Below are 21,306 nucleotides of genomic sequence, written 5' to 3'. Positions count from 1 at the left end.
GGACTGATCTCCCGGAGGTCGCGCCCTGCCCGGGCCCGGTGGTCAGGCGGCGTGGGTGAGCAGCAGGTCGTAGGCGCCGGCGACCTGGGCGGGCTCGGCGGAGGTGCCGGCCGAGGCGGTCAGCGCCTGCGCGGCCTCGACGTCGGTGCGGAGCAGGTCGCCGCCGTTCAGCAGCCGGGAGATGAGCCCGGCCAGCGCGCCGTCGGCCTCGACCCGCGCCATCCAGGCGGCCATCGCCGCCGCCCCGCCCCCGGCGGGGACGGCGGGCGCCCGCAGCGTCTCGTAGAGCCCTCCGAGCTTGCGGGCCTCGTCCGGTCGCACGCTCACGGACGCACCGGCTCGGGCACCAGGGTCACGCCGAAGCGGTCGCGCACCGCATCGACCACCTGCCCGGCGAACGCCATCAGCTCCCCGGAGGTGGCGCCGGGCTCGGTGGTCAGCGCCAGGCTGTGCCGCGGCGACGTGCCGACCCGACCGTCCCGGGTGCCCTTGCCGAACCCGGCCGACTGCACCAGCCACGCGGCGGACAGCTTGACCTGCTCCGCGCCGTCGGCGCCGATCCCGGCCGGCCAGCTCGGGCAGCCGGGCACCGCGGCGGCCACCGGCACGATCGGGTTGGTGAAGAACGACCCGGCGCTGCGGGTGTCCGGGTCCGCCGGGTCCCAGACCATGCCCTTGCCGCGGCGCAGACCGAGCACCGCGTCGCGCACGGCGGCCAGCGGGGCGGTCTCGCCCAGCTCGACGCCGAGGGTCCGCGCGAGCTCCGCGTAGCTCACCGCCCCCGACCGCGGCGAGGGCCGCAGCGCGAAGGTCACCGCGAGCACGACGTACGCCCCGGGCTGGGACTTGAACCGGCTGTCCCGGTAGGCGAAGCCGCACTCCTCGGGGGTGAACACCCGCTCGGCGCGGGCGGCGCGGTCCCAGGTGTGCACGGCGGTGATCAGCGCGGCGACCTCCTGGCCGTACGCGCCGACGTTCTGCACCGGGGTCGCGCCGGTCGAGCCAGGGATCCCCGAGAGCGCCTCCAGCCCGGCCAGCTCCTGCGCCACGGTGGCCGCGACCAGGTCGTCCCAGGGCTCACCGGCCTCGACCTCGAGCCGCACCAGCTCACCGGCGTCGCGGCGGGTCACGCCGCGGGTGCGGACCAGCACCACGTCGCCGGACCAGCCGGCGTCCGGGCCGATCAGGTTGGAGCCCCCGCCGAGCACCAGCAGCGGGCGGCCGGCATCGTCGGCGTCCCGGACGGCGGCGACCAGCTCCTTGCGCGTGGTGACCTCGACCAGCCGGTCGATCGGGCCACCGACCCCCAGCGTGGTCAGCTCCGCGAAGCGGGCGTCGCGGCGAACCTGCACCCGACCACCGTAGTGCGCCCCGCGGCTAACCTGGTCCACCGTGAGCGACCACACCCAGCGTGCGTCGCTGCCCCCGGTCCGCAAGGCGCCCCGGCTGGCCGCCGGTCGTGCGCGGGCGCTCGGCCTGCCCACCCGCGGCACCACCAACGCCAACCGGCTGCGCCGGGTCGACCGCTGGCTGGTCGCCACCCAGGTGGCGCGGCTGCGGGACGCCGCCCGCCCGCTCGTCGTCGACCTGGGCTACGGCGCCTCGGCGGTGACCACGCTGGAGCTGGCCGAGCGGCTGGCCCCGGAGGTGGCCGGGCTGGAGGTGGTCGGCCTGGAGATCGACCCCGACCGGGTGGCCGCGGTCGCCGAGCACCGCGACCCGCCGCGGGTCGACTTCCGGCTGGGCGGGTTCGAGCTGGCCGGCCTGCAGCCGGTGCTGGTGCGGGCGTTCAACGTGCTGCGCCAGTACGACGAGGAGTCCGCGGCCCGCGCCTGGGACACCATGCGCGGCGCGCTGGCCCCCGGCGGGCTGCTCGTCGAGGGCACCTGCGACGAGTGGGGACGGCGGGCGGCCTGGGTGGCGCTGGACGAGGACGGGCCCCTCACCCTGACCCTGGCCGCCCGGGTGTCGGACCTGGAGCGCCCGTCGGACCTGGCCGAGCGGCTGCCCAAGGCGCTGATCCACCACAACGTGCCCGGCCAGCCGGTGCACGCGTTCCTGACCGCGTTCGATGCCGCCTGGGCCTCGGCCGCCGGGCTGTCGACGTTCGGCCCCCGGCAGCGCTGGGCCGCCGCGGTCGAGACGCTGGCCGAGCAGGGCTGGCCGCTGGTCGCCCCGACCCGCCGGTGGAAGCACGGCGAGGTCACCGTCCGCTGGTCCGCGGTCGCTCCCTCGTGAGCCGGCGGGGACGCTCCCGGGACGCCCGCCCCGCCCTCACCGCCCTGCCCGGGCCGGTGGAGGTCGGCGGCGGGACGGCGGAGCTGCTGGCCGACGCCGACCGGGACGGCGCGTGGGAGCTGCACCTGGACGGCATCCCGCAGTCGCACGTCGACCTCGGCGACCCGACCCACCTGGAGTTCGAGTACGTCCGCCGGATGGGGCACGTCGTCGACCTGGTCGCCCCGGCCGGCGAGCCGCTGGACGTCGTCCACCTCGGCGGCGGGGCGCTGACCCTGGCCCGGTACGTGGCCACGACCCGTCCCGGCTCCGCGCAGCGGGTGATGGAGCTCGACGAGCGGCTCACCGACCTGGTGCGGTCGCGGCTGCCGCTGCCCCGGGGCGCGCGGGTCCGGGTGCGGGCGATCGACGCGCGGGCCGGGCTGGCCGCGCTGCCCGACGCCAGCGCCGACCTGGTGCTGGTGGACGTCTTCGCCGGCGCCCGCACCCCGGCGCACCTGACCACGCTGGAGTTCGCCACCGACGTCGCCCGGGTGCTGCGCCCGGGCGGGACGACGGCCTGGAACGTCTCCGACGGCCCGCCGTTGCGGTTCGCCCGCGCCGAGGCCGCGACCCTGGCCGCCGTGTTCGACCACCTGGCCCTGGTCGCCGAGCCGAGCACGTTCAAGGGCCGCCGGTTCGGCAACCTGGTCGCCGTCGCCTCCGCCGCCGAGCTGCCGGTCGCCGAGCTGACCCGCCGGTGCATGTCCGACCCGATGCCCGCCCGGCTGGTCGAGGGCGACCTGCTGCGCACCTTCACCGGGCAGCTGGCGCCGGTCACCGACGCCGAGGCGCAGCCGTCCCCGCAACCACCGGCCGGCGTCTTCGGCTGAGCGCTGCCGGGAGTCGCTCAGGGCTGCGCAGGTCACCCCGGGGCCCCTAGGGTCGGTCCATGACCGCTCCTGCATCGCGCCGACTGACCCGTGACTCCCAGCACAAGGTGATCGCCGGCGTGTGCGCCGGCCTGGCCCGGCGGTTCGGCCTGTCCCGCAACGGCCTGCGCCTGGCGTTCGTCGTCTCCTGCGTGCTGCCCGGCCCGCAGTTCATCGCCTACCTGGCGCTGTGGGTCCTCATGCCCTCCGACCGCCGCGGGTACTGACCCGCCGGCTCACCAGCTGGTGTCGGTGCCGCCCCGGCGGAGCCCGCGCACCGCGGGGCGCACGTCGACCAGGTAGACGACGGCCGCGATCACCGCCGGCAGCCCCAGCAGGTTGAGCGGCCCCATCCACCACAGCACCAGCGCGGACAGACCGCTGATCGCCATCCAGCCGGGCTTGGTGAGCTTGCCCGCGGCCACGAAGGCCGCCGCCGGGCGGATCACCGCGTCGATGAACGCCCACAGCCCGAGCGCCAGCGTGCCCAGACGGACCAGCTCGTAGACGAACCCGTCGAAGCCCATGCCGCAGAGGATAGGCGTTCCGGCCGCACCTGTCGGGGCTGGACCCGCGTGCCGACGGCCTCCTGCCCCGACCGGGTGGGACGACGCCGCCCCGGTGCCCCGCGTCGATCGCGGGCCACCGGGGCGGCGTGGAGCCCCCAGCGGGGCGGCGTCACCAGCGGAGCGGGGTCACTCGCTGTCGTCGCTCTTGGCCGGGACGGCGAGCGGGTCGGGCACCGGGGTGGTGTCCTCGGCGCCCGCGTTCTTCGCCGGGGCCTTGCGGGCGGTGGTCTTCTGGGCAGCGGCCTTCCTCGCCGGCTTCTCGGCGCTGTCCCGGACCCGCCGCTTGGTGGCCGCGGCGGCCTCCGCGGTCTCGTCGGCGACGGTGTCGAGCGCGTCGTCGGCGCGGGCGGCGGTCTTCTGCGCGATCGAGGTGGCCTCGTTCGACGCGGCGTCGACCGTCTCCTGCGCGGTCCCGGCGGCGTCGGCGACGGCGCCCTCGACCGTGTCGACGGCCTGCTCGGCCCGCCCGGCGAACCGCTGGAACGTCGGGCCGACCAGCGTCGCGCCCCGGTCGGCGAGCTCGCCGATCGTGGTCAGCGCCTGGGTGCGGGCGGTGCCGACCAGCCCGGTGACCGTGCCGATGACCGTCTCCGGCCGCACGGTGGCGGCGGCGTCGACCGCCGCGGTGCGGGCCTGGGCGGCGGCGACCCGGGCCTGCTGCGCCGCCGCGGCGGCCTGCTCGCGGGCCTGGCCGGCGCGGACGCGGGCCTCGGCGGCGGCGTGGGCGGCACGGGTGCGCGCCACCTCGGCGTGGGTGCGGGCCTCCTTGCCGGCCAGGTCGGCCTGGACCTGGGCCTCGCCGGGCAGCGCCTCGGCACGCGAGCGGAACTGGCCGACGACGGTGCGGGCCCGGTCGACGGCGACATCGCCGGCGCCGAGGGCGGCCAGCAGGCCGGTACGGCCGGTGTCGACGAGGGTCTCGCCGTAGTGCTTCAGGGTGTCGGTGCGGCTCATGCCGTCTCCTCCTGGGATGACTGGGTGGGGGACTGGGGTGCGGGCGGGGGCGGCTGGGGCGCGGGCGCGGGCGCGGCGCCCGCCTGCTCGCGGGCGTGCTCCCGGGCGTAGGTCTCGTACAGCTCCAGGAGCACGGCCCGGTGCCGTTCGGAGAGCGCCGGGTCGGCGCGGATCGCCGCGACCGTGCCGACGGTGCCCGACCGGCGGTCGAGGATGCCGGCCTGCTCGTACAGGGTCTCGGCGGAGATCTTCAGGCCGCGGGCGATCTGGGACAGGATCTCCGCCGACGGCTTGCGCAGGCCGCGCTCGACCTGGGACAGGTAGGGGTTGCTCACCCCGGCGGCGCGGGCCAGCTCGCGCAGCGACACCTGGGCGGCGCTGCGCTGGGTGCGGATGAACTCGCCCACGTGGGTGCCCACGCTGGCCGGCACGTGACCGGCCTCCGCCGCGGCCGAGGCCACCGTGCCCCGGACAGCGCTCACCTGGTCGCGGACGAACTCCGTGGGGCGAGGCACGGCTCCACGGTAGCCAGCAGTGCTAGCTATTGCAAGCGGGCCGCTAGCACCGCCGCCGTCTCGCGACGCACCCGGTCAGTCGAGCGAGGGCGCCGCCCGGACCTCGCCGACCACGCCCTCTCCGCCACTCACCGGCGTCAGCAGCCAGCGGGACAGCGCCTCGGCCGGCAGCCCCAGCCGCAGCAGGCCCGCGGTCAGCGCGGGCAGCCGCCCGCGGTCGCCGCCGTCGTCCAGCTTGAGGGCCACGGCGCCCGCGCCGGGCAGTGCGGCGACGTGCACGCCGTCGGCACCACCCTTGACCAGGAGCCCGGGCACGCCCTGCATGAGCTCGGTGTCGTCCCGTCCGGTGCCGGCCACCAGCCAGGGGTGGGCGCGCATCGCGTCGGCGACCAGCCGGTCCGGCGTGCCCGGATCGGCCTGGACCAGCGACAGCACCCCGCGGGCCAGCCCGGTCAGCGACAGGGCGTGCTGCGGTGCGCCGCAGCCGTCCACGACGACGGCGCTGACCGGCTCGCCGGACGCCTCGCCCAGCCGCGCCTCGATCGCCCGCTGCAGCGGGTGCTCCCGGTCCAGGTAGCCCTCGGTCGGCCAGCCCGCGGCCCGGCAGGCCGACAGCATCGCCGCGTGCTTGCCCGAGCAGTTCATCGCCAGCCGGTCGGGCGCCTGCCCGGCCACCAGCCACTGCGCCCGGGTGGCCTCGTGCTGCGGCAGCGCCGGCGGGCAGCCCAGGTCGTCGGGGCCCAGGCCGGCCACGGCCAGCAGCTGGGCGGCCAGCTCGCGGTGCCCGTCCTCACCGTTGTGCGAGGCCGCGCCGAGCGCCAGCTCCCGGTCGTCCCGGGGACGCCAGCCGGCCTCCAGCAGCGCGGTCGCCTGCACCGGCTTGTTCGCCGAGCGGGGCAGCACCGGACGGCGGACGTCGCCGACCTCGAGCAGCGGGGCCCCCGCGGCGTCCAGCACGACCAGCGCACCGCGGTGCACCGACTCCAGGAAGCCCGAGCGCCACACCTCCACCAGCACCGGGGAATCCGGCCAGGGTGACGTGCTGGAACGGCCGCCCTGCAGGGCCCCGCCGCGAGCCTGCGAGTGGTGGGGGGCAGGGTGGTCCTTCATCAGGAGCGGTGCCGCGACTCGTCGGCAAGCAGCTGGGCGACGTCGGCCAGGCCGTCCCGGTACCGACGGCCCAGCTCCCCGGCGAGGGCGTCCATCACCTGCTGCACCCCCCGCCGGCGCTCGGACAGGGTGCGCTCACCCTCGCCCAGCGCCCGCGCCGCGCGCTCGAGCTGGTCGTCGGGCATCGCCGGGACGTCGGAGAGGTCGACCCCGGGGGCCAGTGCGTTCACCCAGTGCTCGTGCTGCTCGGGCGCGGTCGGCTGCACCGTCTGGTGGCGGCCCAGGCCGTGCGCGGGGCCGCGGCCCTTCTCGGCCAGGATCTCCGGCAGCAGGTCGACCAGCGAGCGGCCGTCGTGCTCGGCACGGCGCTGCAGCTCCCGGCGGACGATGTCCAGCCGGCCCTGCAGCAGCCGGCGCGTGTAGGAGAGGTTGACCTCGGCCTGCTCGGCCTGCTGGCGCAGCGCCCGGACCTCGCTCATCGGCAGCTGCTCCACCCCGTCGAGGAAGGACGGGTCGAGGAGCGCGTCGACGGCGGCGCCGCCGGCGGCGGTCTGGCTGGTCACGGGGATGCCTCCGCAGGGGTGTGCTGGACGGGTTGAGGGGTGACAGCGTCGTCGGGGGCCAGGCCCAGCAGCTGCCGGGCCCGGGCCGGGGACAGCGGCGGACGCTGGGCGATCCGGGCGAGCCCGGCCGCACGCGCCACCAGCTGGGCGTTGTCGCGCACCGGCTCGCCCGGCGCGTAGCTGAGGGTGTCCTCCATGCCGACGCGCAGGTGGCCACCGGCCGAGAGCGCGGCGAGCATCACCGGCAGCGAGGTGCGCCCCACCCCGGTGGCGGCGAACGTCGCACCGGGTGGGAGCGCGGGCAGGCAGGCGGCCAGCGCGGCCGTCGTCCCGGGCATGCCACCCGGGACGCCCATCACCAGGTCGACGTGCACGTGCCCACCGTGCGGCAGGCCGTGCCGGTCGAGCAAGCGGGCCAGGGTGGCCAGCTGGCCCAGGTCGAACACCTCGTACTCGGGCACGATGCCGCGCTGCTGCATCTGCGTGTGCAGCTCGACGATCAGGTCCCACGGGTTGTAGAAGACGTCCCGGCCGAAGTTCACCGTGCCCAACGACAGCGAGGCGGCGTCCGGCCCGGCGTCCAGGACGGCGAGCCGCGCCTCGGCCGGGTCGGTCACCGCACCACCGGTGGACAGCTGGACCACCAGGTCGGTGGCCTCCCGCACCGCGGTGACCACCTCGCGCACCCGGGGCAGGTCGAGCGTGGGGCGGGTGTCGACGTCCCGGACGTGCAGGTGCAGGACCGCGGCGCCCAGCGCCTGGCAGTCCCGGGCGGTCGACACGACCTCCGCCACGGTGACCGGCAGCGCCGGGACGTCGGCCTTCGCCGACTCGGCCCCGGTGGGGGCGAGGGTGATGAGAGTCCCCTCGACGCCGCCGGCAGTGCTCACCCCCGCATCGTCGCAGACCGCACGGCCTTCACCCGGTCACGGGCCGCCGCCACGGCGGCGTCGACGTCCTGCGGCCCGTCGTCGGGGTCGATCGCGGCGACGGCCTCGCCGACGTGCAGCACGGCGTCGGGGGCCACCGACTGCTTGACCAGCGCGAGGCCGATCACGCCGAGCTCGTGGTGGCGCACCACGGTGCCCACCCGGCCGACCTCGCGGCTGCCGGAGGTGACCGGCGTGCCGGGGGCGGGAACCGTCTCGCTCATCCCGTCCAGGTGCAGCAGCACCAGCCGGCGTGGCGGGCGGCCGAGGTTGTGCACCCGGGCGACCGTCTCCTGCCCGCGGTAGCAGCCCTTCTCCAGGTGCACGGCGGTGCGCAGCCAGGGCAGTTCGTTGGGGATGCTGCGGTGGTCGCTGTCGACGCCGGCCCGCGGCCGGCGGGCCTCCACGCGCAGCGCCTCGAACGCGTCGAGCCCGGCGGACACCGCGCCGGCGGCGAACAGCTCGTCGGCGCGGGCGCCCACCTCGGCGCGCGGCACGAGCAGGTCGACGACCGCCGCGCTCCCGTCGCCGATCGCGGGCGAGCGGCGGGCCCAGCCACCTGTGGGCAGCGCGACGACGGCGTGCTCCCCCGCCGGGACGGGCCAGCCGGCCGCGGTCAGCACCTCGTCGGCGCGCGGGCCGACCAGGCCCAGCAGCGCCCAGGCGTCGGTGACCAGCGCCGGCTCCACGCGGAGCATGAACCGCATCTTCTGCAGCCACCCGGCCAGCGCGGGGCCCGCGCCGGGCTCGGCGTCGGCCCAGGTGGTGCCGGCCAGCTCGGCGAGGACGACGTGGTGCTCGACGTGCCCGTTCGGGCTGAGGAACAACGCCTCGGTGCCGGTTCCGTCGGCCAGTTCGCGCAGGTGCTGCGAGGTGAGGTCGTGCAGCCAGGACAGCCGGTCGACCCCGCTCACGGTGAGCACGTCGCGGTCGCTGCGGTCGACCAGCCCGGCGCCCTCGGCCAGGCGGCGCTGCTCGGGCAGCGGCTCGCCGTAGTGCGCGGCGACCGTGCCGAGGCTGCCGTCGGGCAGGGCGAGCGCGACGGCGCCCGGCCGGGACAGCAACGGGGAGGGGGTGGTCATGAGTGCTCCGTCCGGATGGTGTGGGCGCAGGCCCGGCAGGTGCCCGACAGCGCCACGTGGCCCACGTCCAGCGTGAAACCCAACTCGGCGCCCAGACGTTCCGCGGCCTGGTCGAGCACCGTCGGGTCGACCGAGTTGATCTCCCCGCAGGTCTGGCAGACCACGTGCACGTGCCGGTGCTGCTGCCCCGCGTGGTAGATCGGTGCGCCCTTGCCGAGGTGGGTGTGCCAGACCAGGCCGAGCTGCTCGAGCAGCTCGAGGGTCCGGTAGACCGTGGAGGTGTCCGGGGCGGCGCCGTCCGGCCCGGCCTCGGCCCGCAGCCGGGAGCTGATGTCCTCGGGCGTGCCGTGCGAGAGCGCGGTGACGGCGGCCAGCACCCGCTGGCGCTGGGTGGTCAGCCGCAGCCCCCGGGCCCGCAGCTGTTCGGCCAGCGGCGCGGTGATCGGCTCCTCGGACACGCCGCCCAGCCTAGGACCGCCGTACGGCAGGGTGGACCCGTGACGAGCGCGCGTGTGGCGGTCTGGCAGGACGGCGGGGCCAGGGTGGTCGACCCCACCCAGCCGGTGGTGACCGCGCTGGACCTGGGCCTGGGGCGCGGCGACGGCTGCTTCGAGTCCGTGCTGGTCACCGGCGGCACCACGCCGCAGCTGGCCGGGCACCTGGAACGGCTGCGCCGCTCGGCGACGCTGATGGAGCTCACCCACCCCGGCGACGAAGCCGTGCGCGCGGTGGTCGACGCGCTCGTCGCGGGCTGGCCGGCCGACGTCGACGGTGCCTGCCGGGTGTTCCTCACCCGCGGGCTCGGCGACGGCAGCCCGCCGACGCTGCTCGCCCTGCTGGCCCCGGTGCCGGCGGAGACGCTGCGCCAGCGGGAGCAGGGGGTGGCGGTGGTGACCCTGACCCTGGGCCTGGCCGCCGACGTCCGGGCCGCCTCCCCGTGGCTGCTGGGCGGGGCGAAGACGCTGTCGTACGCGGTGAACATGGCCGCCCTGCGCGAGGCCCACCGGCAAGGCGCCGACGACGTCGTCCTCACCTCGCTCGAGGGGCAGCTGCTGGAGGGGCCGACGTCGACCGTCGTCTGGGCCGCCGGCGGGCGGCTGCACACCCCGCCGGCGGAGACCGGCATCCTGTCCGGCACGACCCAGGCGCGGCTGTTCGCCGCCGCGGCGGCCGACGGCTGGCCCACCGCGGTCACCAGCGGCACGGTCGCCGACCTGCACGCCGCCGACGCGGTCTGGCTGCTGTCCGGGATCCGCGGCGCCGCGCCCGTCGTCCGGGTCGACGGCGTCGAGCGCGGGGACGCCGGCCTGACCACGCGGGTGCGCGAGCTGCTCGCCGGCTGAGTCGCGAGCGGGACCGGGGTGATCCCGGTCCCCGGTAGTGTGGTCGGGAGGTGCGCCGGGAAGTCTGGTCGGCAAGTCCCTTCCTGACCCCGCACAACGGAGCCGCCACGTGAGCACACCCACCCGCCTGTTCAGCCGGGGGTCCTATCCGGAGGCCACGCGGATCACCGCGATCCTCCGCAAGGAGACCATCGGCGGGGCCCTGCTGCTGGTGGGCACCCTGATCGCCCTGGTCTGGGCGAACTCGCCGTGGGCGGCGGCCTACGAGTCGCTGCGCGACACCCGGGTGGGCCCCGAGTCGCTGCACCTGGACCTCACCCTCGGCACCTGGGCGGCCGACGGGCTGCTGGCGATCTTCTTCTTCGTGGTCGGGCTGGAGCTCAAGCGCGAGTTCGTCGCCGGCGACCTGCGCGACCCCCGGCGGGCGGCCCTCCCGGTCGCCGCGGCGGTCGGCGGCATGGTCGTCCCCGCCCTGTTGTTCGTGCTGGTGAACCTGGGCACCGGTGACGGCGCGCTGCGCGGCTGGGCCATCCCGACGGCCACCGACATCGCCTTCGCCCTCGCCGTCCTCGCGGTGATCAGCACCCACCTGCCGACCGCGCTGCGCACCTTCCTGCTGACGCTCGCGGTCGTCGACGACCTGCTGGCCATCACGGTCATCGCGGTCTTCTACACCTCCAGCCTGGCGATGACGCCGCTGCTGCTCGCACTGATCCCGCTGGCCGTCTTCGGGTTCCTGGTGCAGAAGCGGATCCGCTCCTGGTGGCTGCTCATCCCCCTCGCCGTGCTCACCTGGGTGCTCGTGCACGAGTCCGGGGTGCACGCCACCGTCGCCGGGGTGCTGCTGGCCTTCACCGTGCCCGTCGTGCGCAGCCAGGCCGCCGGTGGGCCGGAGGCCGGGCCGGGCCTGGCCGAGCACTTCGAGCACCGCATCCGCCCCATCTCCGCCGGGTTCGCCGTCCCGGTGTTCGCCTTCTTCGCCGCCGGCGTCACCATCGGCGGGCTCTCCGGCCTGGTCGAGTCGCTGTCGGACCCGGTGGCCATCGGCATCGTGGTCGGCCTGGTGGCCGGCAAGACGATCGGCATCACCGGCGCCACCTGGCTGGTGTCCCGGTTCACCCGTGCCGAGCTCGACGAGTCCCTCGGCTGGCCCGACGTCATCGGGCTGGCGATGCTGGCCGGGATCGGGTTCACCGTCTCGCTGCTCATCGGCGCGCTGGCGTACGGCGAGGGCTCGCTGCGCGACGAGCACGTGAAGGTGGGCGTCCTGGTCGGCACCCTGACCGCGGCCGTGCTGGCATCCCTCCTGCTCAAGTCGCGGGACCGCCGGTACCGCAGCATCGCCGCGATCGAGACCGCGGACATCAACGAGGACGGCGTGCCCGACGTCTACCAGACCGAGGACGGGCAGGAGATCCGCACCGTGGACGACAAGGCCCGCCACGACCCGGACTGGGAGGGCGCACCCCCGCCCGGGCGCACCGCCGGCCCGTCCGCCGACAGCTGAACAAATGTCGTTGCCGACCTCCCGAAGCGGCCGTACCGTCTCAGGTACACGAGAGAGGAGGTGGTCCGAAAGTTGCATACGTTCAGGACTCGTGAGGTGGCTGTCCGCTAGCCGCCGTCCAGATGGGCCGCCCGTTCAGGCACTGCCGAAGACCGGCAGGAACTGAACGACGGCAATCCCGCCCGTCCGTCGTACGGCGGCGAGCGAGAACCGGACAGTCACCCGACCCCCGGGCCGCCGACCGTTGTCCAGTCGGCCCGCGTGCAGCTCCCCGCTCCGGCGGGTCCAGCGCCGCGGAGCAGCCCGGGGGTTGTCCGTTCCCTGGGGAGACTCGACGCCGTGCAGTTCGCCGGGCGCGCGGTCGCGCTGGACACCACCGCGGGCCAGTGGCTTGCCGAGGCCGCCCGGAGCGCCCGCCCGGAGACCGTGGCCAAGCTGGTGCCTGCCGGCTTCCCGGCGCTGGCCCGGGTCTTCCACCCCGCCGTCCGTTACGTCGGGGACGACGACGTCGAGGTCCCCTGGTCCTCCGTCGCCGCCGCCAACGGCACCGCCGCCCACCCGCTGATGCAGTGGGGCTCGGTCACCGGGGCGATGGACTACTTCGAGAACGACGACCAGGCGCCGCTGTGGCACGGCGCCCCCGCCCGCGGCCACCTGCCGGTGCCGGTCGCCGAACGCCTGGTCGAGGTGCTCACCCGCTACACCCGCACCCCCGACGTCTGCTGGTTCGGCGTCGCCCTGGGTGGCGCGGTGCTCACCGACCACCCGACCCTGACCCTGCCCGACCGCGAGTACTGGCTGGTCAACGGCCCGGTCACGCTGGCCGCGGAGAACTTCGCCGCCGAGCCCTACGAGCAGAGCGCCAACCTGTGGTGGCCGGCCGACCGGGCCTGGTGCGTGGCCACCGACATCGACCTGGTGACCACCTACGTCGGGGGCAGCGCGGCCTGCATCGCCGAGGTGCTCGACCTCGCGGAGCTGGAGACCGCCCCGGCGGCCGCCACCGACCGCACCACCTGGGACGCCGACGAGGTCAACCCCGTCCCCGCCGACGCCCCCGACTGACGGCCCCGTCCAGAGGCTCGCCCCGAGCTCGCGAGGGGTCAGGAGGACGGGGTCCTTCGTCAGAGCTGGGCGAGTTCGGCGGTGAGGTCGTCCAGGCCCAGGCTGCCCTGGGACAGCGCGGCCATGTGCCAGGCCTTCAGGTCGAAGTCGGCACCACGGGCCTGCTGGGCGGCCGCCCGGCCCTCGAGCCAGGCGCGCTCGCCCAGCTTGTAGCTGATCGCCTGCCCGGGCATGCCGAGGTAGCGCACCAGCTCGCTGTCCAGGAACTCCGGGTCGCGTCCGCAGTTCTCGCCGAAGAAGGCGCGGGCCAGCTCCGGCGTCCACGGCCGGCCGCGGTGCGCGGCGACCGCGCCCTCCGCGTCCTCGGGGACGGGCAGCTCCAGGTGCATGCCGATGTCGATGACCACGCGGACGGCGCGCATCTGCTGCGCGTCCAGGTAGCCCAGCCGCGCGCCGGTGTCGGTCAGGAAGCCCAGCTCGTCCATCAGCCGCTCGGCGTAGAGCGCCCAGCCCTCCGCGTTCGCGCTGACCATGCCCAAAGACGTCTGGTACGTCGACAGGTCACCGGAGACGTAGGCCCACTGGGCCAGCTGCAGGTGGTGACCCGGCACCCCCTCGTGGTACCAGGTCGAGACCAGGTCCCACAGCGGGAAGCGGTCCTTCCCGAGGGTCGGCAGCCAGGTGCGGCCCGGGCGGGAGAAGTCCTGCGTGGGCCGGGTGTAGTACGGCGCGGCAGCGCTGCCGGGTGGCGCGATCATCGCCTCGACCCGGCGCACCGGCTCGGCGATGTCGAAGTGCACGCCGTCCAGGGCGTCCATCGCCTCGTCCATCATGGTCTGCAGCCGCTGCCGGACGGTCTCGACGCCCTCGACCGCCTCGCCGTGCTCGTTGAGCCAGCGCATCGCCTCCATCGGCGTGCTGCCGGGCAGCACCAGCTCGGCCAGGGTGCGCTGCTCGGCGAGGATCCGCTGGTGCTCGGCCCAGCCCCAGGCGTAGGCGTCCTCCAGGCGTCGGTCGGCGCCGAGGTCGCTGCCGTTCCAGGACCGGGCGAAGCGGGCGTACCGCTCCCGGCCGACGGCGTCCGGCGTCCCCTCGGTCTGCGGGGCGTACTCGTCGCGGAGGAAGTCGCGGACCTCGGCGACGGCGGCGTCGGCGGACCGGGCCGCGGCGTCCAGCTCACCGCGCAGCTCGTCCGGGCCCGCGGCGACCAGGCCGGCGAAGTAGGGGCCGGTCAGCCACTCGTCGAGCTGGCCGACGACGGTGTGCACCTGCCGCGGCGCGGCGAACAGCCCGCGGGCCGCGCCGGCCGCCAGCGACGCGCAGTAGCCGCGGTAGGCCTCCGGCACCCGGGCCAGCCGCCGCCCCAGCACGGCCCAGTCCTCGGTGCTCCGGGTGGGCATGAGGGAGAAGACCTGCCGGATGGCGTGCACCGGGGAGAACAGGTTGGACACCGAGCGCAGGTGCTCACCCGCCTCGTGCAGGTCCAGCGCGGCGGTCAGCCGCTCGCGCAGCAGCCGCGCGCACCGCCGCTCGACCGGGTCCTCGGCCAGCGCCGAGTCCTCGGCGAGCACCCGGTCGAGCTCGGTGAGCGTGCGGCGGATCAGCGCCGCCTCCGCCTCCGCACCGGCGGGGCTGGTGTCCGGCAGCCGGTCGTCTCCCGGCCGGGTGCCCAGGCCGGTGGCCACCAGCGGGTCGAGGTCGGAGATCGCCTCGACGTAGGCGTCGGCGACCTGCCTCGGCGTGCGGGGGGCGGCGTCGGTCACGGTCAGCGGATCCTCTCCAGGCGGGCGGACATGGTGGGCCGCAGCGGCTGGTCGCCGGCCGCCCGGTCGATGGCGTACATCAGCGCGCCGTCGACGATGCCGTACAACCGGGTCGCGCGGCTGGTGTCGGGGTGGTCGGGGGTGCGGGCCAGCACGTCGCTGACCAGCTCCCAGCTCGTCGTCGTCCGCGCCGTGCCGGCGTAGATCTCGACCAGACCGGCCGGGGAGGCGACGAGCAGCTCCACCTCGTCCTCGCCACGGGGGCGCCAGAAGCCGGTCTCCCGCTGGTCGGCGCCGACGACCTCGCCGTCGTCGCCGATCCGCCAGGTGCGCGACTCGTAGAAGAGGAAGCCCCGCCCGTCGTGGGCGAAGCGCACCCACTGGCCGAAGCGGTGGTCGCCGGCGGCCCCGGCGGCCTGCCCCTCGCCGTGCCACTCGCCCAGCAGCGGGAGCAGGGCGAGCAGCTCGTGGGCGACCTCCGGGCCCTCCCGGACGTCGACGGTGTCGGGCACCGGCAGCTCGGTCGGCCCGCCGGCCGGCTGCTCGGGCAGGCCGGGCGGGGTGGGGGCGGTCATCGGGCACGCTCCGGACGTGCGCGGCGCGTCAGCCGCCACGCGGACGCCCCGCAACCGACGGCGGTCAGCGCGGTGCACGCCACCAGGAACCAGGCGGTGAACAGACCCATGGCCCCACGCTATCCGCGCGCGCCGACCCCGGTGCCCGCGGCCCCGTCCCGGGCCGCCGACCAGCTCTGCACGGTCGCCCGGACGACGTCGTCCCACGGCGTCGCGGTCAGCCCGAAGGTGTCCGTCGTCCCGGTCGCGTCCAGGACGAACTCCTGGTCCCACTGGTGCCGGATCGCCGCGATCTCCCGCATCAGCGGGACGGCGAGCCCCGCGGCGCGCAGCACCGGCCAGGGGGTACCGGTGACCTTCGCCGGCGGGGCGCCCATCGCCCGGGCCAGGTCGCTCAGCGCCTGCCGCTGGGACCTCGGCGCGGAGCTGGGGACGTGCCACGCGCGCCCCCAGGACCGGTCGTCGGCGCCCAGCGTGATCAGGGTGGCCGCGGCGTCGGGCACGTTGGTCCAGCTGCGTGGGACGTCCGGGTCGCCGATCACCCACGCCCGCCGGCCGCGCCGCAGGGTGTCCAGCTGGCGGATCAGGTGCGACTGGGCGGCGGGGACGCCGGGCCCGACGAAGTCCGATGCCCGGGCCTCGGTGGCCCGCAGCCGGCCGGCCTGCTGCGCGGCGAGCGCGTCGGCCCACATCCGGGCCCGCAGCCGCCCCTTGACGTCCGTGGCGGCCAGGGGCATCTCCGGCTTCATCGGTCCCGATGGACGGCCGTACCCGTACAGGTTGCCCATGATCACCAGGCCGGCGCCGGATCGCTCGGCCGCGGTCAGCAGCGCGGTGGCCATCGGCGGCCAGTCGCGGGTCCAGGTGGTGTAGCTCGGGGGGTTGACCGCGTTGTAGAGCACGTCGGCCCGGCCGACGGCGCGCACCAGCGCCTCGGCGTCGGCGGCGTCGACGGCGACGTGCCGGACGGCGTCGGTGCCCGGGCCGCCGCTGCGCGAGAGGACGACCACCTCGTGCCCCTGCTCCGCCAGCAGCCGGGCCGTCGTGGAACCGACCGGACCCTTGCCGACCACCACGTGTCGCGCCATGTCTCCTCCTGGGGAGCTCGTGCGAGAGCGGTGCTCTCGCTGGCCAGGACCATGCTCCGGCCCGGCGTCACTGTCAAGAGCGCCGCTCTCGTTTGCGAGCATTGCTCTCGAAATGGCACGATGCGGCCTGTGCCCCCGACCGCCCGCGAACGCGCCCGCGCCGAGCTGACCGACGAGATCACCGCGCTGGCCCGCGCCCAGCTGGCCACCGTCGGCGCGGCCGGCCTGTCGTTGCGGGCCATCGCCCGGGAGCTGGGCATGGTGTCGTCGGCGGTCTACCGCTACTGCGCCAGCCGCGACGAGCTGCTGACCCGGCTGATCATCGAGGGCTACGACTCCCTCGGTGCGGCGGCCGAGGAGGCCGACGACCCGACGGCACCGCCGGTGACGCGGTGGCTCGGGGTCTGCCGGGCCGTACGCCGCTGGGCCCTGGACCACCCGCACGAGTACGCCCTGCTGTACGGCTCACCCGTGCCGGGCTACCGGGCGCCCCAGGACACGGTCCGCGCCGCGACCCGGGTCGCCGCCGTCCTGGGGGGCATCCTCGGCGACGCTGCGCGCGCCGGGCTGCTGCCCGCGGCGACCGGCCGGTCCACCGGCACCATCAGCCCGGAGGTCACCCCGGTGCTCGGCGGGGAGCACCCGGCACTGGACGACGCCGTGCGGGCCCGCGGGCTGCTGACCTGGAGCAGCGTCTTCGGCACGATCAGCTTCGAGCTCTTCGGCCACTTCACCGGCGCGCTCACCGATCCCGACACCTTCTTCGACGACGCGATGCGCGACCTCGCCGGGCTCATCGGCCTGCGGGAGGGCTGACCCCCAGCGGGTCGATCACCCCGGACACACGACAGCGCCCGCCCCGGCCGGAGCCGGGACGGGCGCTGCCAGGCCCCGCGAGCGGGGTCGGTCCTCAGTCGATGGCGAGGGTGGTCTCGTTCAGCCCCACGTCGGCGTCGACCTTGCGCTCCGCGCGGCCCACCGGGGCCAGCGTGCGCAGGGTCCAGGTGCCCGGCGCCGCGAAGAACCGGAACTCACCCTCCGGGCTGGTCACCACCTCGGCGGTGAACTCGTCCGTGGCGTCGAGCAGGCGCACGTAGGCGCCGGCCACCGGGGAGCCGTCGTGCCAGACCGAGCCCTGGATCACCGTCTGGGTGGTCAGGTCGATCCCGGCCAGGGCGCCGCCCTGCTTGGGTGCTCCGCACATGTCAGCTCACTTCTCGATCGGGACGCCGACCAGGGAGCCGTACTCGACCCAGCTGCCGTCGTAGTTCTTGACGTCGTTCTTGCCGAGCAGCTCGCGGAGCACGAACCAGGTGTGGCTGGAGCGCTCGCCGATCCGGCAGTAGGCGATGGTCGGCTTGGTCTCGTCGTAGCCCTGCTCGGCATAGAGCGCGGCCAGCTGCTCGTCGCTCTTGAACGTGCCGTCCTCGTTGGCCGCCTTGCTCCACGGGATGTTCATCGCCGTGGGCACGTGGCCAGCCTTCTGCGCCTGCTCCTGCGGCAGGTGCGCAGGGGCGAGGATCTTGCCGGAGAACTCGTCGGGCGAGCGGACGTCGATGATGTTCTTGCTGCCGATCGAGGCGACGACCTCGTCGCGGAAGGCGCGGATCGACAGGTCGGGCTCGCTGGCGCGGTAGGTGGTGGCCGGGCGCTCCACGGTGTCCTTCGACAGCGGGCGGCCGTCGAGCTCCCACTTCTTGCGGCCACCGTCGATCAGCTTCACGTCGCGGTGCCCGTAGAGCTTGAAGTACCAGTAGGCGTAGGCGGCGAACCAGTTGTTGTTGCCGCCGTACAGCACCACGGTGTCGTCGTTGCCGATGCCGCGCGAGGAGAGCAGCGCCTCGAACGCCTCGCGGCCGACGAAGTCACGGCGCAGCGGGTCCTGCAGGTCGGTCTTCCAGTCCAGCTTGACAGCGCCCTCGAGGTGGCCGCCGTCGTAGGCGCTGGTGTCCTCGTCGACCTCGACGAAGACGATGCCGGGGTCACCCAGGTGCTCCTGGGCCCAGTCGGCGGTGACGAGCACGTCGCTACGGCTCATGGGTGCGGTTCCTCCATCGGATTGGTGGATGGTGCGCGATCTGCGGTGCATGCGTGCGTGCGGTGCGTTCGCGGGCCGGTACCACTCGGCCGCCGGCACACGGGCTCGGGCGGGAGGGGACGGCACAGGCCGGAGGGGACGGACTTCCTCAGCAGGCCGGACAGAGGCAGCTGCCGACGCGGCACAGGTCGACTGTGCGTCGCGAGGTCAGCAGGGTGCCCACGACTGCCGAGGGTAGCCGATCACCCGACGCGCGGGGCATGGGCGTCCACGAGGGCGGTCAGCTGCTGCGGCCGGGGCGCCCCGGACAGCCGCGCGACCACGTCACCCGACCGGTCCAGCGCGAGGAGCGTCGGGGTCACCCGCACGTCCAGCGCGCGGACGGCGTCCAGGTGGCTCTCGGCGTCGACGTGCAGGTTCCGCAGCCCCGGCCGGGTGGTCGCCAGCTGCTGCAGCCGGGCGCGGGTGGCGCGGCACGGCCCGCAGAAGGCGGTGGAGAACTGCACCACCGTGAGGTCGGCGTCCGCCGGGACCGCACCGAGCTCCGCCAGGACGGCGAGCGTCCGGCCGGCATCGGTCCCCTGGCGATCGGTCACCTCCGGGGCAACACCGGCCTCCGCCCGAGGCATTCCGGCCTCGGGATCAGCCGCGGAGCACCGTGTCGGTCGCCTCCACCTGCACCTGCACGCCGTCGTCGCGCGCGTCGACGTCGGTGAGCTGCAGCCCGAACGGCAGCTCCGGCACGGAGTACCGGAAGTCGAGCAGGTCCGCGGCCCGGTCTACGACGAAGTCCGGGATCTCGACGCCGGCGGCCGAGGCCTCCTCCACGTCGACCACCAGCACCTGCCCGTCCAGGGAGAGCGTTCCGGTGGCGCTCAGCGGGACCTGAGCGCCGAGCACCTCGACCGTCCGGGTGATCTGCAGGCCGTCGGCCGCGGGGGCGAGGGTGGTGTCCCCGCCCAGCTGCTCGCTGAGCAGCTCGTAGGACAGCATCGCCGTGCCGTCGACCCGCTCCACCGGGACCTCCTGCACCGAGCCGGAGAGCACGTCCGACAGCGGCACCTCGACGCCGCGCAGCACCACGTCGGCCGAGGTGCCGGCCGGCTGCCCGAGCTCCTCGGCGGTGAGCTGGATGCGCACCTCGTCGTACCGGCCGGCGACCGCCTGGGTCAGGAACGGGAACCCGGTGATGTCGACCTCCGGTTCACCGGAGAGCCCGCCGCGCTCGACGAGCTGGTCGGCCACCCGGTCCTCGGCGACGGCCACCCCCACCCGGTCGGCCACGACGAGCAGCCCGGTCAGCAGGAGGAGGAGCACCACGAAGGTCCGCACGGCGGCTCAGCCCGCCGCGTAGAGGGTCAGCGCGTACGCGAACGGCGCCGCGGCGGCGAACGGCAGCACGGCCTGCACGACCGGGAGCGCCCAGCTCGGCTCCGCGCGCTCGACCACCACGTAGGAGGCGCCCACCGCGGTCAGCGTGGCCACCCCGGCCAGCGTCGCCCCGTAGATCGCGGCCCAGAGGTGGTCGACCAGCAGCTCCCCACCGTCGACCAGCAGCGCGACGGCGACCCCGGCGAACACCGCCAGCACCAGGCCGACCAGCCCGCGGGGCACCCCGGTGGCCAGCTGCGGGCGGGGCAGCAGCAGGTCGACCAGGTGGCCGACCACGAGCGCCGCCCCCACCACGAGCGCCGCGGTGGTGGCCGCCTGCGGGCCGTCGTCGATCCGGGCGACGCCGAGCTGCACCGCCAGGGCGCACACCGAGCACAGCAGCAGCACCACCCCGGCCAGCGAGGCCACCAGGTACTCCCGTGGCGCGCGCCGGGTCATCTGGTGGACGACGGCGGCGAGGAAGCCCACCCCGAGGACCACCAGCAGCGGGTCCAGCTCGGGACGCTCGGGCAGCAGCAGTGCGACGTCGGCCCCCGCGGCGGCCGCCACGCCGAGCACCAGCGACCCGGCCGCGCCACGGAGGCCGGTGGCCACCACCCAGCCGGCGACCAGCGCCACCTGCAGCACCGCGACGGCCACGACCCGGCCCGGGGAGTCCAGCAGCGCCGGGAGCCCGGCCAGCAGCGCGGTCGCCACGACCACGCCCCCGGCGGCCGGCAGGTGGTGGCGGCCCGACGACGACTGCGACGGCGGCAGGGTGTCGGACGCGGCGGAGGTCACCGGGCGATCGTCCCAGAGGTCGCCGCCCCCGGCCGGACTCCCCGGGACGACGTGTCGGCGACGACCGCGACCGCCCAGCGCCCGATCCGCGCGGCGAGCGGAGCGGTCACACCGTTCTCCGCGTGCCCCATGCCCGGCTCCACCCAGACGGTGGCCGCCGGGCCGGCCGCCTGCGCGAGGCTCCGGAAGTGCTCCAGCGGGAAGTACTCGTCCCGGTCGCCGTGCACCAGCAGCAGGGGCACCGGCGCGATCGCGGCAGCCACCCGGACCGGCGCCGCCTGCACGGGGTGGCACACGTGCGCCCGGCCCCGCTGCAGGGACCCGCCGCGAGCCTGCGAGTGGTGGGGGGCGGCGGGGTCCTTCGACCGCCGCATGGGCGCGGTGTCCCGGACGTACCAGCGGCTGACCGCGCTGACGCTGACCACGGCGTCCGGGCGGTGCCCGCCCAGCGCGGCGTGGCGGAGCGCCACTCCCCCGCCCATCGAGAACCCGACGGTGACCACCGGCCCGGCGACGGCCTCCCGGGCCGCGCGCACCGCGGCGTCGATGTCGCGCACCTCGGGGTCGCCGCCGACCGTCGTGGCGCCACCGGAGCGGCCGTGCTCGCGGAAGTCGACGGCGCGCACGTCCCCGAACGCGCGCAGCCAGCCCGCCAGCCGGCGGAACGGCACGGCGTCGACGGAGTTGCCGAACCCGTGCGCCAGCACGAACGTCGGCCGTCCGGCGGTAACCCCCGGCAGGGCCGGCGCGGAGAAGCCGCGGAGCCGCACGCCGTCCTCCGCACGAACCCGCAGCAGCGCGCCGTCGCTCGGAAGGGTGGACCAGTGGCGCACGTCCGCTATCCTGCCTGCTCACCTCGACAACGCCGTCGACGGCCCGCCAGT

The 21,306-nt window shown here is 75.8% G+C and carries 27 protein-coding genes; 7 read left to right on the top strand and 20 right to left on the bottom strand.

Annotated features, from left to right (window positions below):
• Positions 1-42 precede the first annotated feature (42 nt).
• Together ACI79U_RS07015 and ACI79U_RS07010 are read right to left on the bottom strand one after the other, a co-directional pair.
• Positions 43-327: a hypothetical protein gene (locus ACI79U_RS07015; RefSeq protein WP_457064071.1), complete on the bottom strand. Its 285-nt coding sequence runs from the start codon at positions 325-327 to the stop codon at positions 43-45.
• The gene (locus ACI79U_RS07010; RefSeq protein ID WP_457064073.1) at positions 324-1,352 is read right to left on the bottom strand and encodes a UDP-N-acetylmuramate dehydrogenase; all 1,029 of its coding nucleotides are present in this window, start codon (positions 1,350-1,352) and stop codon (positions 324-326) included. Before ACI79U_RS07010 ends, ACI79U_RS07015 begins: the two co-directional genes overlap by 4 nt.
• A 40-nt stretch (positions 1,353-1,392) precedes the next feature.
• On the opposite strand from ACI79U_RS07010, the gene ACI79U_RS07005 reads away from it, so the two are divergent.
• Genes ACI79U_RS07005 through ACI79U_RS06995 form a run of 3 tightly spaced genes read left to right on the top strand, consistent with a single transcriptional unit; the run spans position 1,393 to position 3,376 of the window.
• On the top strand, positions 1,393-2,238 hold the full coding sequence (locus ACI79U_RS07005; protein WP_457064075.1) for a class I SAM-dependent methyltransferase: 846 nt from the start codon (positions 1,393-1,395) through the stop codon (positions 2,236-2,238).
• The gene (locus ACI79U_RS07000) at positions 2,235-3,110 is read left to right on the top strand and encodes a spermidine synthase (RefSeq protein ID WP_457064077.1); all 876 of its coding nucleotides are present in this window, start codon (positions 2,235-2,237) and stop codon (positions 3,108-3,110) included. Before ACI79U_RS07005 ends, ACI79U_RS07000 begins: the two co-directional genes overlap by 4 nt.
• Before the next feature lie 59 nt (positions 3,111-3,169).
• Positions 3,170-3,376 carry a PspC domain-containing protein gene (locus tag ACI79U_RS06995; RefSeq protein ID WP_457064079.1) on the top strand — a complete coding sequence of 69 codons (207 nt, stop codon included), beginning with the start codon at positions 3,170-3,172 and terminating at the stop codon, positions 3,374-3,376.
• Positions 3,377-3,385: 9 nt separating this feature from the next.
• Here the strand turns inward: ACI79U_RS06995 and ACI79U_RS06990 are convergent, their stop codons facing one another.
• The 8 genes from ACI79U_RS06990 to ACI79U_RS06955 all read right to left on the bottom strand — a co-directional run bounded on the left by ACI79U_RS06990 (position 3,386) and on the right by ACI79U_RS06955 (position 9,329).
• Positions 3,386-3,676 (bottom strand): DUF2516 family protein, encoded by a 291-nt coding sequence (locus ACI79U_RS06990; RefSeq protein WP_457064081.1) that lies wholly within the window; start codon positions 3,674-3,676, stop codon positions 3,386-3,388.
• A gap of 168 nt (positions 3,677-3,844) precedes the next feature.
• Entirely contained in the window at positions 3,845-4,672 is an 828-nt protein-coding gene (locus ACI79U_RS06985; RefSeq protein ID WP_457064083.1) for a hypothetical protein, read from the bottom strand.
• Complete coding sequence (locus ACI79U_RS06980; protein ID WP_457064085.1) at positions 4,669-5,187, bottom strand: helix-turn-helix domain-containing protein; 519 nt, start codon at positions 5,185-5,187, stop codon at positions 4,669-4,671. The genes ACI79U_RS06985 and ACI79U_RS06980 overlap by 4 nt, the downstream gene beginning before the upstream one ends.
• Positions 5,188-5,262: 75 nt before the next feature.
• Positions 5,263-6,204: an asparaginase gene (locus ACI79U_RS06975; protein ID WP_457064087.1), complete on the bottom strand. Its 942-nt coding sequence runs from the start codon at positions 6,202-6,204 to the stop codon at positions 5,263-5,265.
• A 92-nt stretch (positions 6,205-6,296) separates the two neighbouring features.
• Positions 6,297-6,860: an RsiG family protein gene (locus tag ACI79U_RS06970; RefSeq protein ID WP_457064089.1), complete on the bottom strand. Its 564-nt coding sequence runs from the start codon at positions 6,858-6,860 to the stop codon at positions 6,297-6,299.
• Entirely contained in the window at positions 6,857-7,750 is an 894-nt protein-coding gene (locus ACI79U_RS06965; protein ID WP_457064091.1) for a 3-keto-5-aminohexanoate cleavage protein, read from the bottom strand. Before ACI79U_RS06965 ends, ACI79U_RS06970 begins: the two co-directional genes overlap by 4 nt.
• Positions 7,747-8,871 (bottom strand): CAF17-like 4Fe-4S cluster assembly/insertion protein YgfZ, encoded by a 1,125-nt coding sequence (gene ygfZ / locus ACI79U_RS06960; RefSeq protein ID WP_457064093.1) that lies wholly within the window; start codon positions 8,869-8,871, stop codon positions 7,747-7,749. The genes ACI79U_RS06965 and ygfZ overlap by 4 nt, the downstream gene beginning before the upstream one ends.
• Positions 8,868-9,329: a Fur family transcriptional regulator gene (locus ACI79U_RS06955; RefSeq protein ID WP_457064095.1), complete on the bottom strand. Its 462-nt coding sequence runs from the start codon at positions 9,327-9,329 to the stop codon at positions 8,868-8,870. Before ACI79U_RS06955 ends, ygfZ begins: the two co-directional genes overlap by 4 nt.
• A gap of 39 nt (positions 9,330-9,368) precedes the next feature.
• On the opposite strand from ACI79U_RS06955, the gene ACI79U_RS06950 reads away from it, so the two are divergent.
• The 3 genes from ACI79U_RS06950 to ACI79U_RS06940 all read left to right on the top strand — a co-directional run bounded on the left by ACI79U_RS06950 (position 9,369) and on the right by ACI79U_RS06940 (position 12,786).
• Complete coding sequence (locus tag ACI79U_RS06950; RefSeq protein ID WP_457064097.1) at positions 9,369-10,214, top strand: aminotransferase class IV; 846 nt, start codon at positions 9,369-9,371, stop codon at positions 10,212-10,214.
• Between the two features lie 109 nt (positions 10,215-10,323).
• Positions 10,324-11,721, top strand: coding sequence for a Na+/H+ antiporter NhaA (gene nhaA, locus ACI79U_RS06945; RefSeq protein WP_457064099.1), 1,398 nt, complete (start codon positions 10,324-10,326; stop codon positions 11,719-11,721).
• A 339-nt stretch (positions 11,722-12,060) separates the two neighbouring features.
• Positions 12,061-12,786 (top strand): hypothetical protein, encoded by a 726-nt coding sequence (locus ACI79U_RS06940; RefSeq protein WP_457064101.1) that lies wholly within the window; start codon positions 12,061-12,063, stop codon positions 12,784-12,786.
• Positions 12,787-12,845: 59 nt separating this feature from the next.
• On the opposite strand, the gene ACI79U_RS06935 is transcribed toward ACI79U_RS06940, so the two are convergent.
• The 3 genes from ACI79U_RS06935 to ACI79U_RS06925 all read right to left on the bottom strand — a co-directional run bounded on the left by ACI79U_RS06935 (position 12,846) and on the right by ACI79U_RS06925 (position 16,212).
• On the bottom strand, positions 12,846-14,549 hold the full coding sequence (locus ACI79U_RS06935; protein WP_457064103.1) for a DUF885 domain-containing protein: 1,704 nt from the start codon (positions 14,547-14,549) through the stop codon (positions 12,846-12,848).
• 2 nt (positions 14,550-14,551) lie between these two features.
• On the bottom strand, positions 14,552-15,124 hold the full coding sequence (locus ACI79U_RS06930; RefSeq protein ID WP_457064105.1) for an FABP family protein: 573 nt from the start codon (positions 15,122-15,124) through the stop codon (positions 14,552-14,554).
• Positions 15,125-15,243: 119 nt separating this feature from the next.
• Positions 15,244-16,212 carry an NAD-dependent epimerase/dehydratase family protein gene (locus tag ACI79U_RS06925; protein WP_457064107.1) on the bottom strand — a complete coding sequence of 323 codons (969 nt, stop codon included), beginning with the start codon at positions 16,210-16,212 and terminating at the stop codon, positions 15,244-15,246.
• Between the two features lie 129 nt (positions 16,213-16,341).
• Here ACI79U_RS06925 and ACI79U_RS06920 point away from each other — a divergent pair, with 129 nt between their 5' ends.
• Positions 16,342-17,028, top strand: coding sequence for a TetR/AcrR family transcriptional regulator (locus ACI79U_RS06920; protein ID WP_457064109.1), 687 nt, complete (start codon positions 16,342-16,344; stop codon positions 17,026-17,028).
• Positions 17,029-17,122: 94 nt separating this feature from the next.
• On the opposite strand, the gene ACI79U_RS06915 is transcribed toward ACI79U_RS06920, so the two are convergent.
• The 7 genes from ACI79U_RS06915 to ACI79U_RS06885 form a co-directional block, all read right to left on the bottom strand.
• Positions 17,123-17,416 carry a DUF1416 domain-containing protein gene (locus ACI79U_RS06915; RefSeq protein ID WP_457064111.1) on the bottom strand — a complete coding sequence of 98 codons (294 nt, stop codon included), beginning with the start codon at positions 17,414-17,416 and terminating at the stop codon, positions 17,123-17,125.
• A gap of 6 nt (positions 17,417-17,422) precedes the next feature.
• The gene (locus ACI79U_RS06910) at positions 17,423-18,250 is read right to left on the bottom strand and encodes a sulfurtransferase (RefSeq protein ID WP_457064113.1); all 828 of its coding nucleotides are present in this window, start codon (positions 18,248-18,250) and stop codon (positions 17,423-17,425) included.
• A 148-nt stretch (positions 18,251-18,398) separates the two neighbouring features.
• A complete protein-coding gene (locus tag ACI79U_RS06905; protein ID WP_457064115.1) occupies positions 18,399-18,512 on the bottom strand; it encodes a putative leader peptide in 114 nt (37 codons plus the stop codon).
• On the bottom strand, positions 18,493-18,846 hold the full coding sequence (locus tag ACI79U_RS06900; protein ID WP_457064117.1) for a thioredoxin family protein: 354 nt from the start codon (positions 18,844-18,846) through the stop codon (positions 18,493-18,495). The genes ACI79U_RS06905 and ACI79U_RS06900 overlap by 20 nt, the downstream gene beginning before the upstream one ends.
• 46 nt (positions 18,847-18,892) lie before the next feature.
• Positions 18,893-19,582: an LmeA family phospholipid-binding protein gene (locus tag ACI79U_RS06895; protein WP_457064119.1), complete on the bottom strand. Its 690-nt coding sequence runs from the start codon at positions 19,580-19,582 to the stop codon at positions 18,893-18,895.
• 6 nt (positions 19,583-19,588) lie between these two features.
• The gene (locus tag ACI79U_RS06890; protein WP_457064121.1) at positions 19,589-20,422 is read right to left on the bottom strand and encodes a hypothetical protein; all 834 of its coding nucleotides are present in this window, start codon (positions 20,420-20,422) and stop codon (positions 19,589-19,591) included.
• Complete coding sequence (locus tag ACI79U_RS06885) at positions 20,419-21,255, bottom strand: alpha/beta hydrolase (protein ID WP_457064123.1); 837 nt, start codon at positions 21,253-21,255, stop codon at positions 20,419-20,421. Before ACI79U_RS06885 ends, ACI79U_RS06890 begins: the two co-directional genes overlap by 4 nt.
• Positions 21,256-21,306: the final 51 nt, after the last annotated feature.

It is taken from the genome of Modestobacter sp. SYSU DS0904 (genome assembly GCF_054051115.1).
The sequence above is the reverse complement of the archived record's forward strand: the minus strand, read 5'-3'. Positions and strand labels throughout refer to the sequence as shown.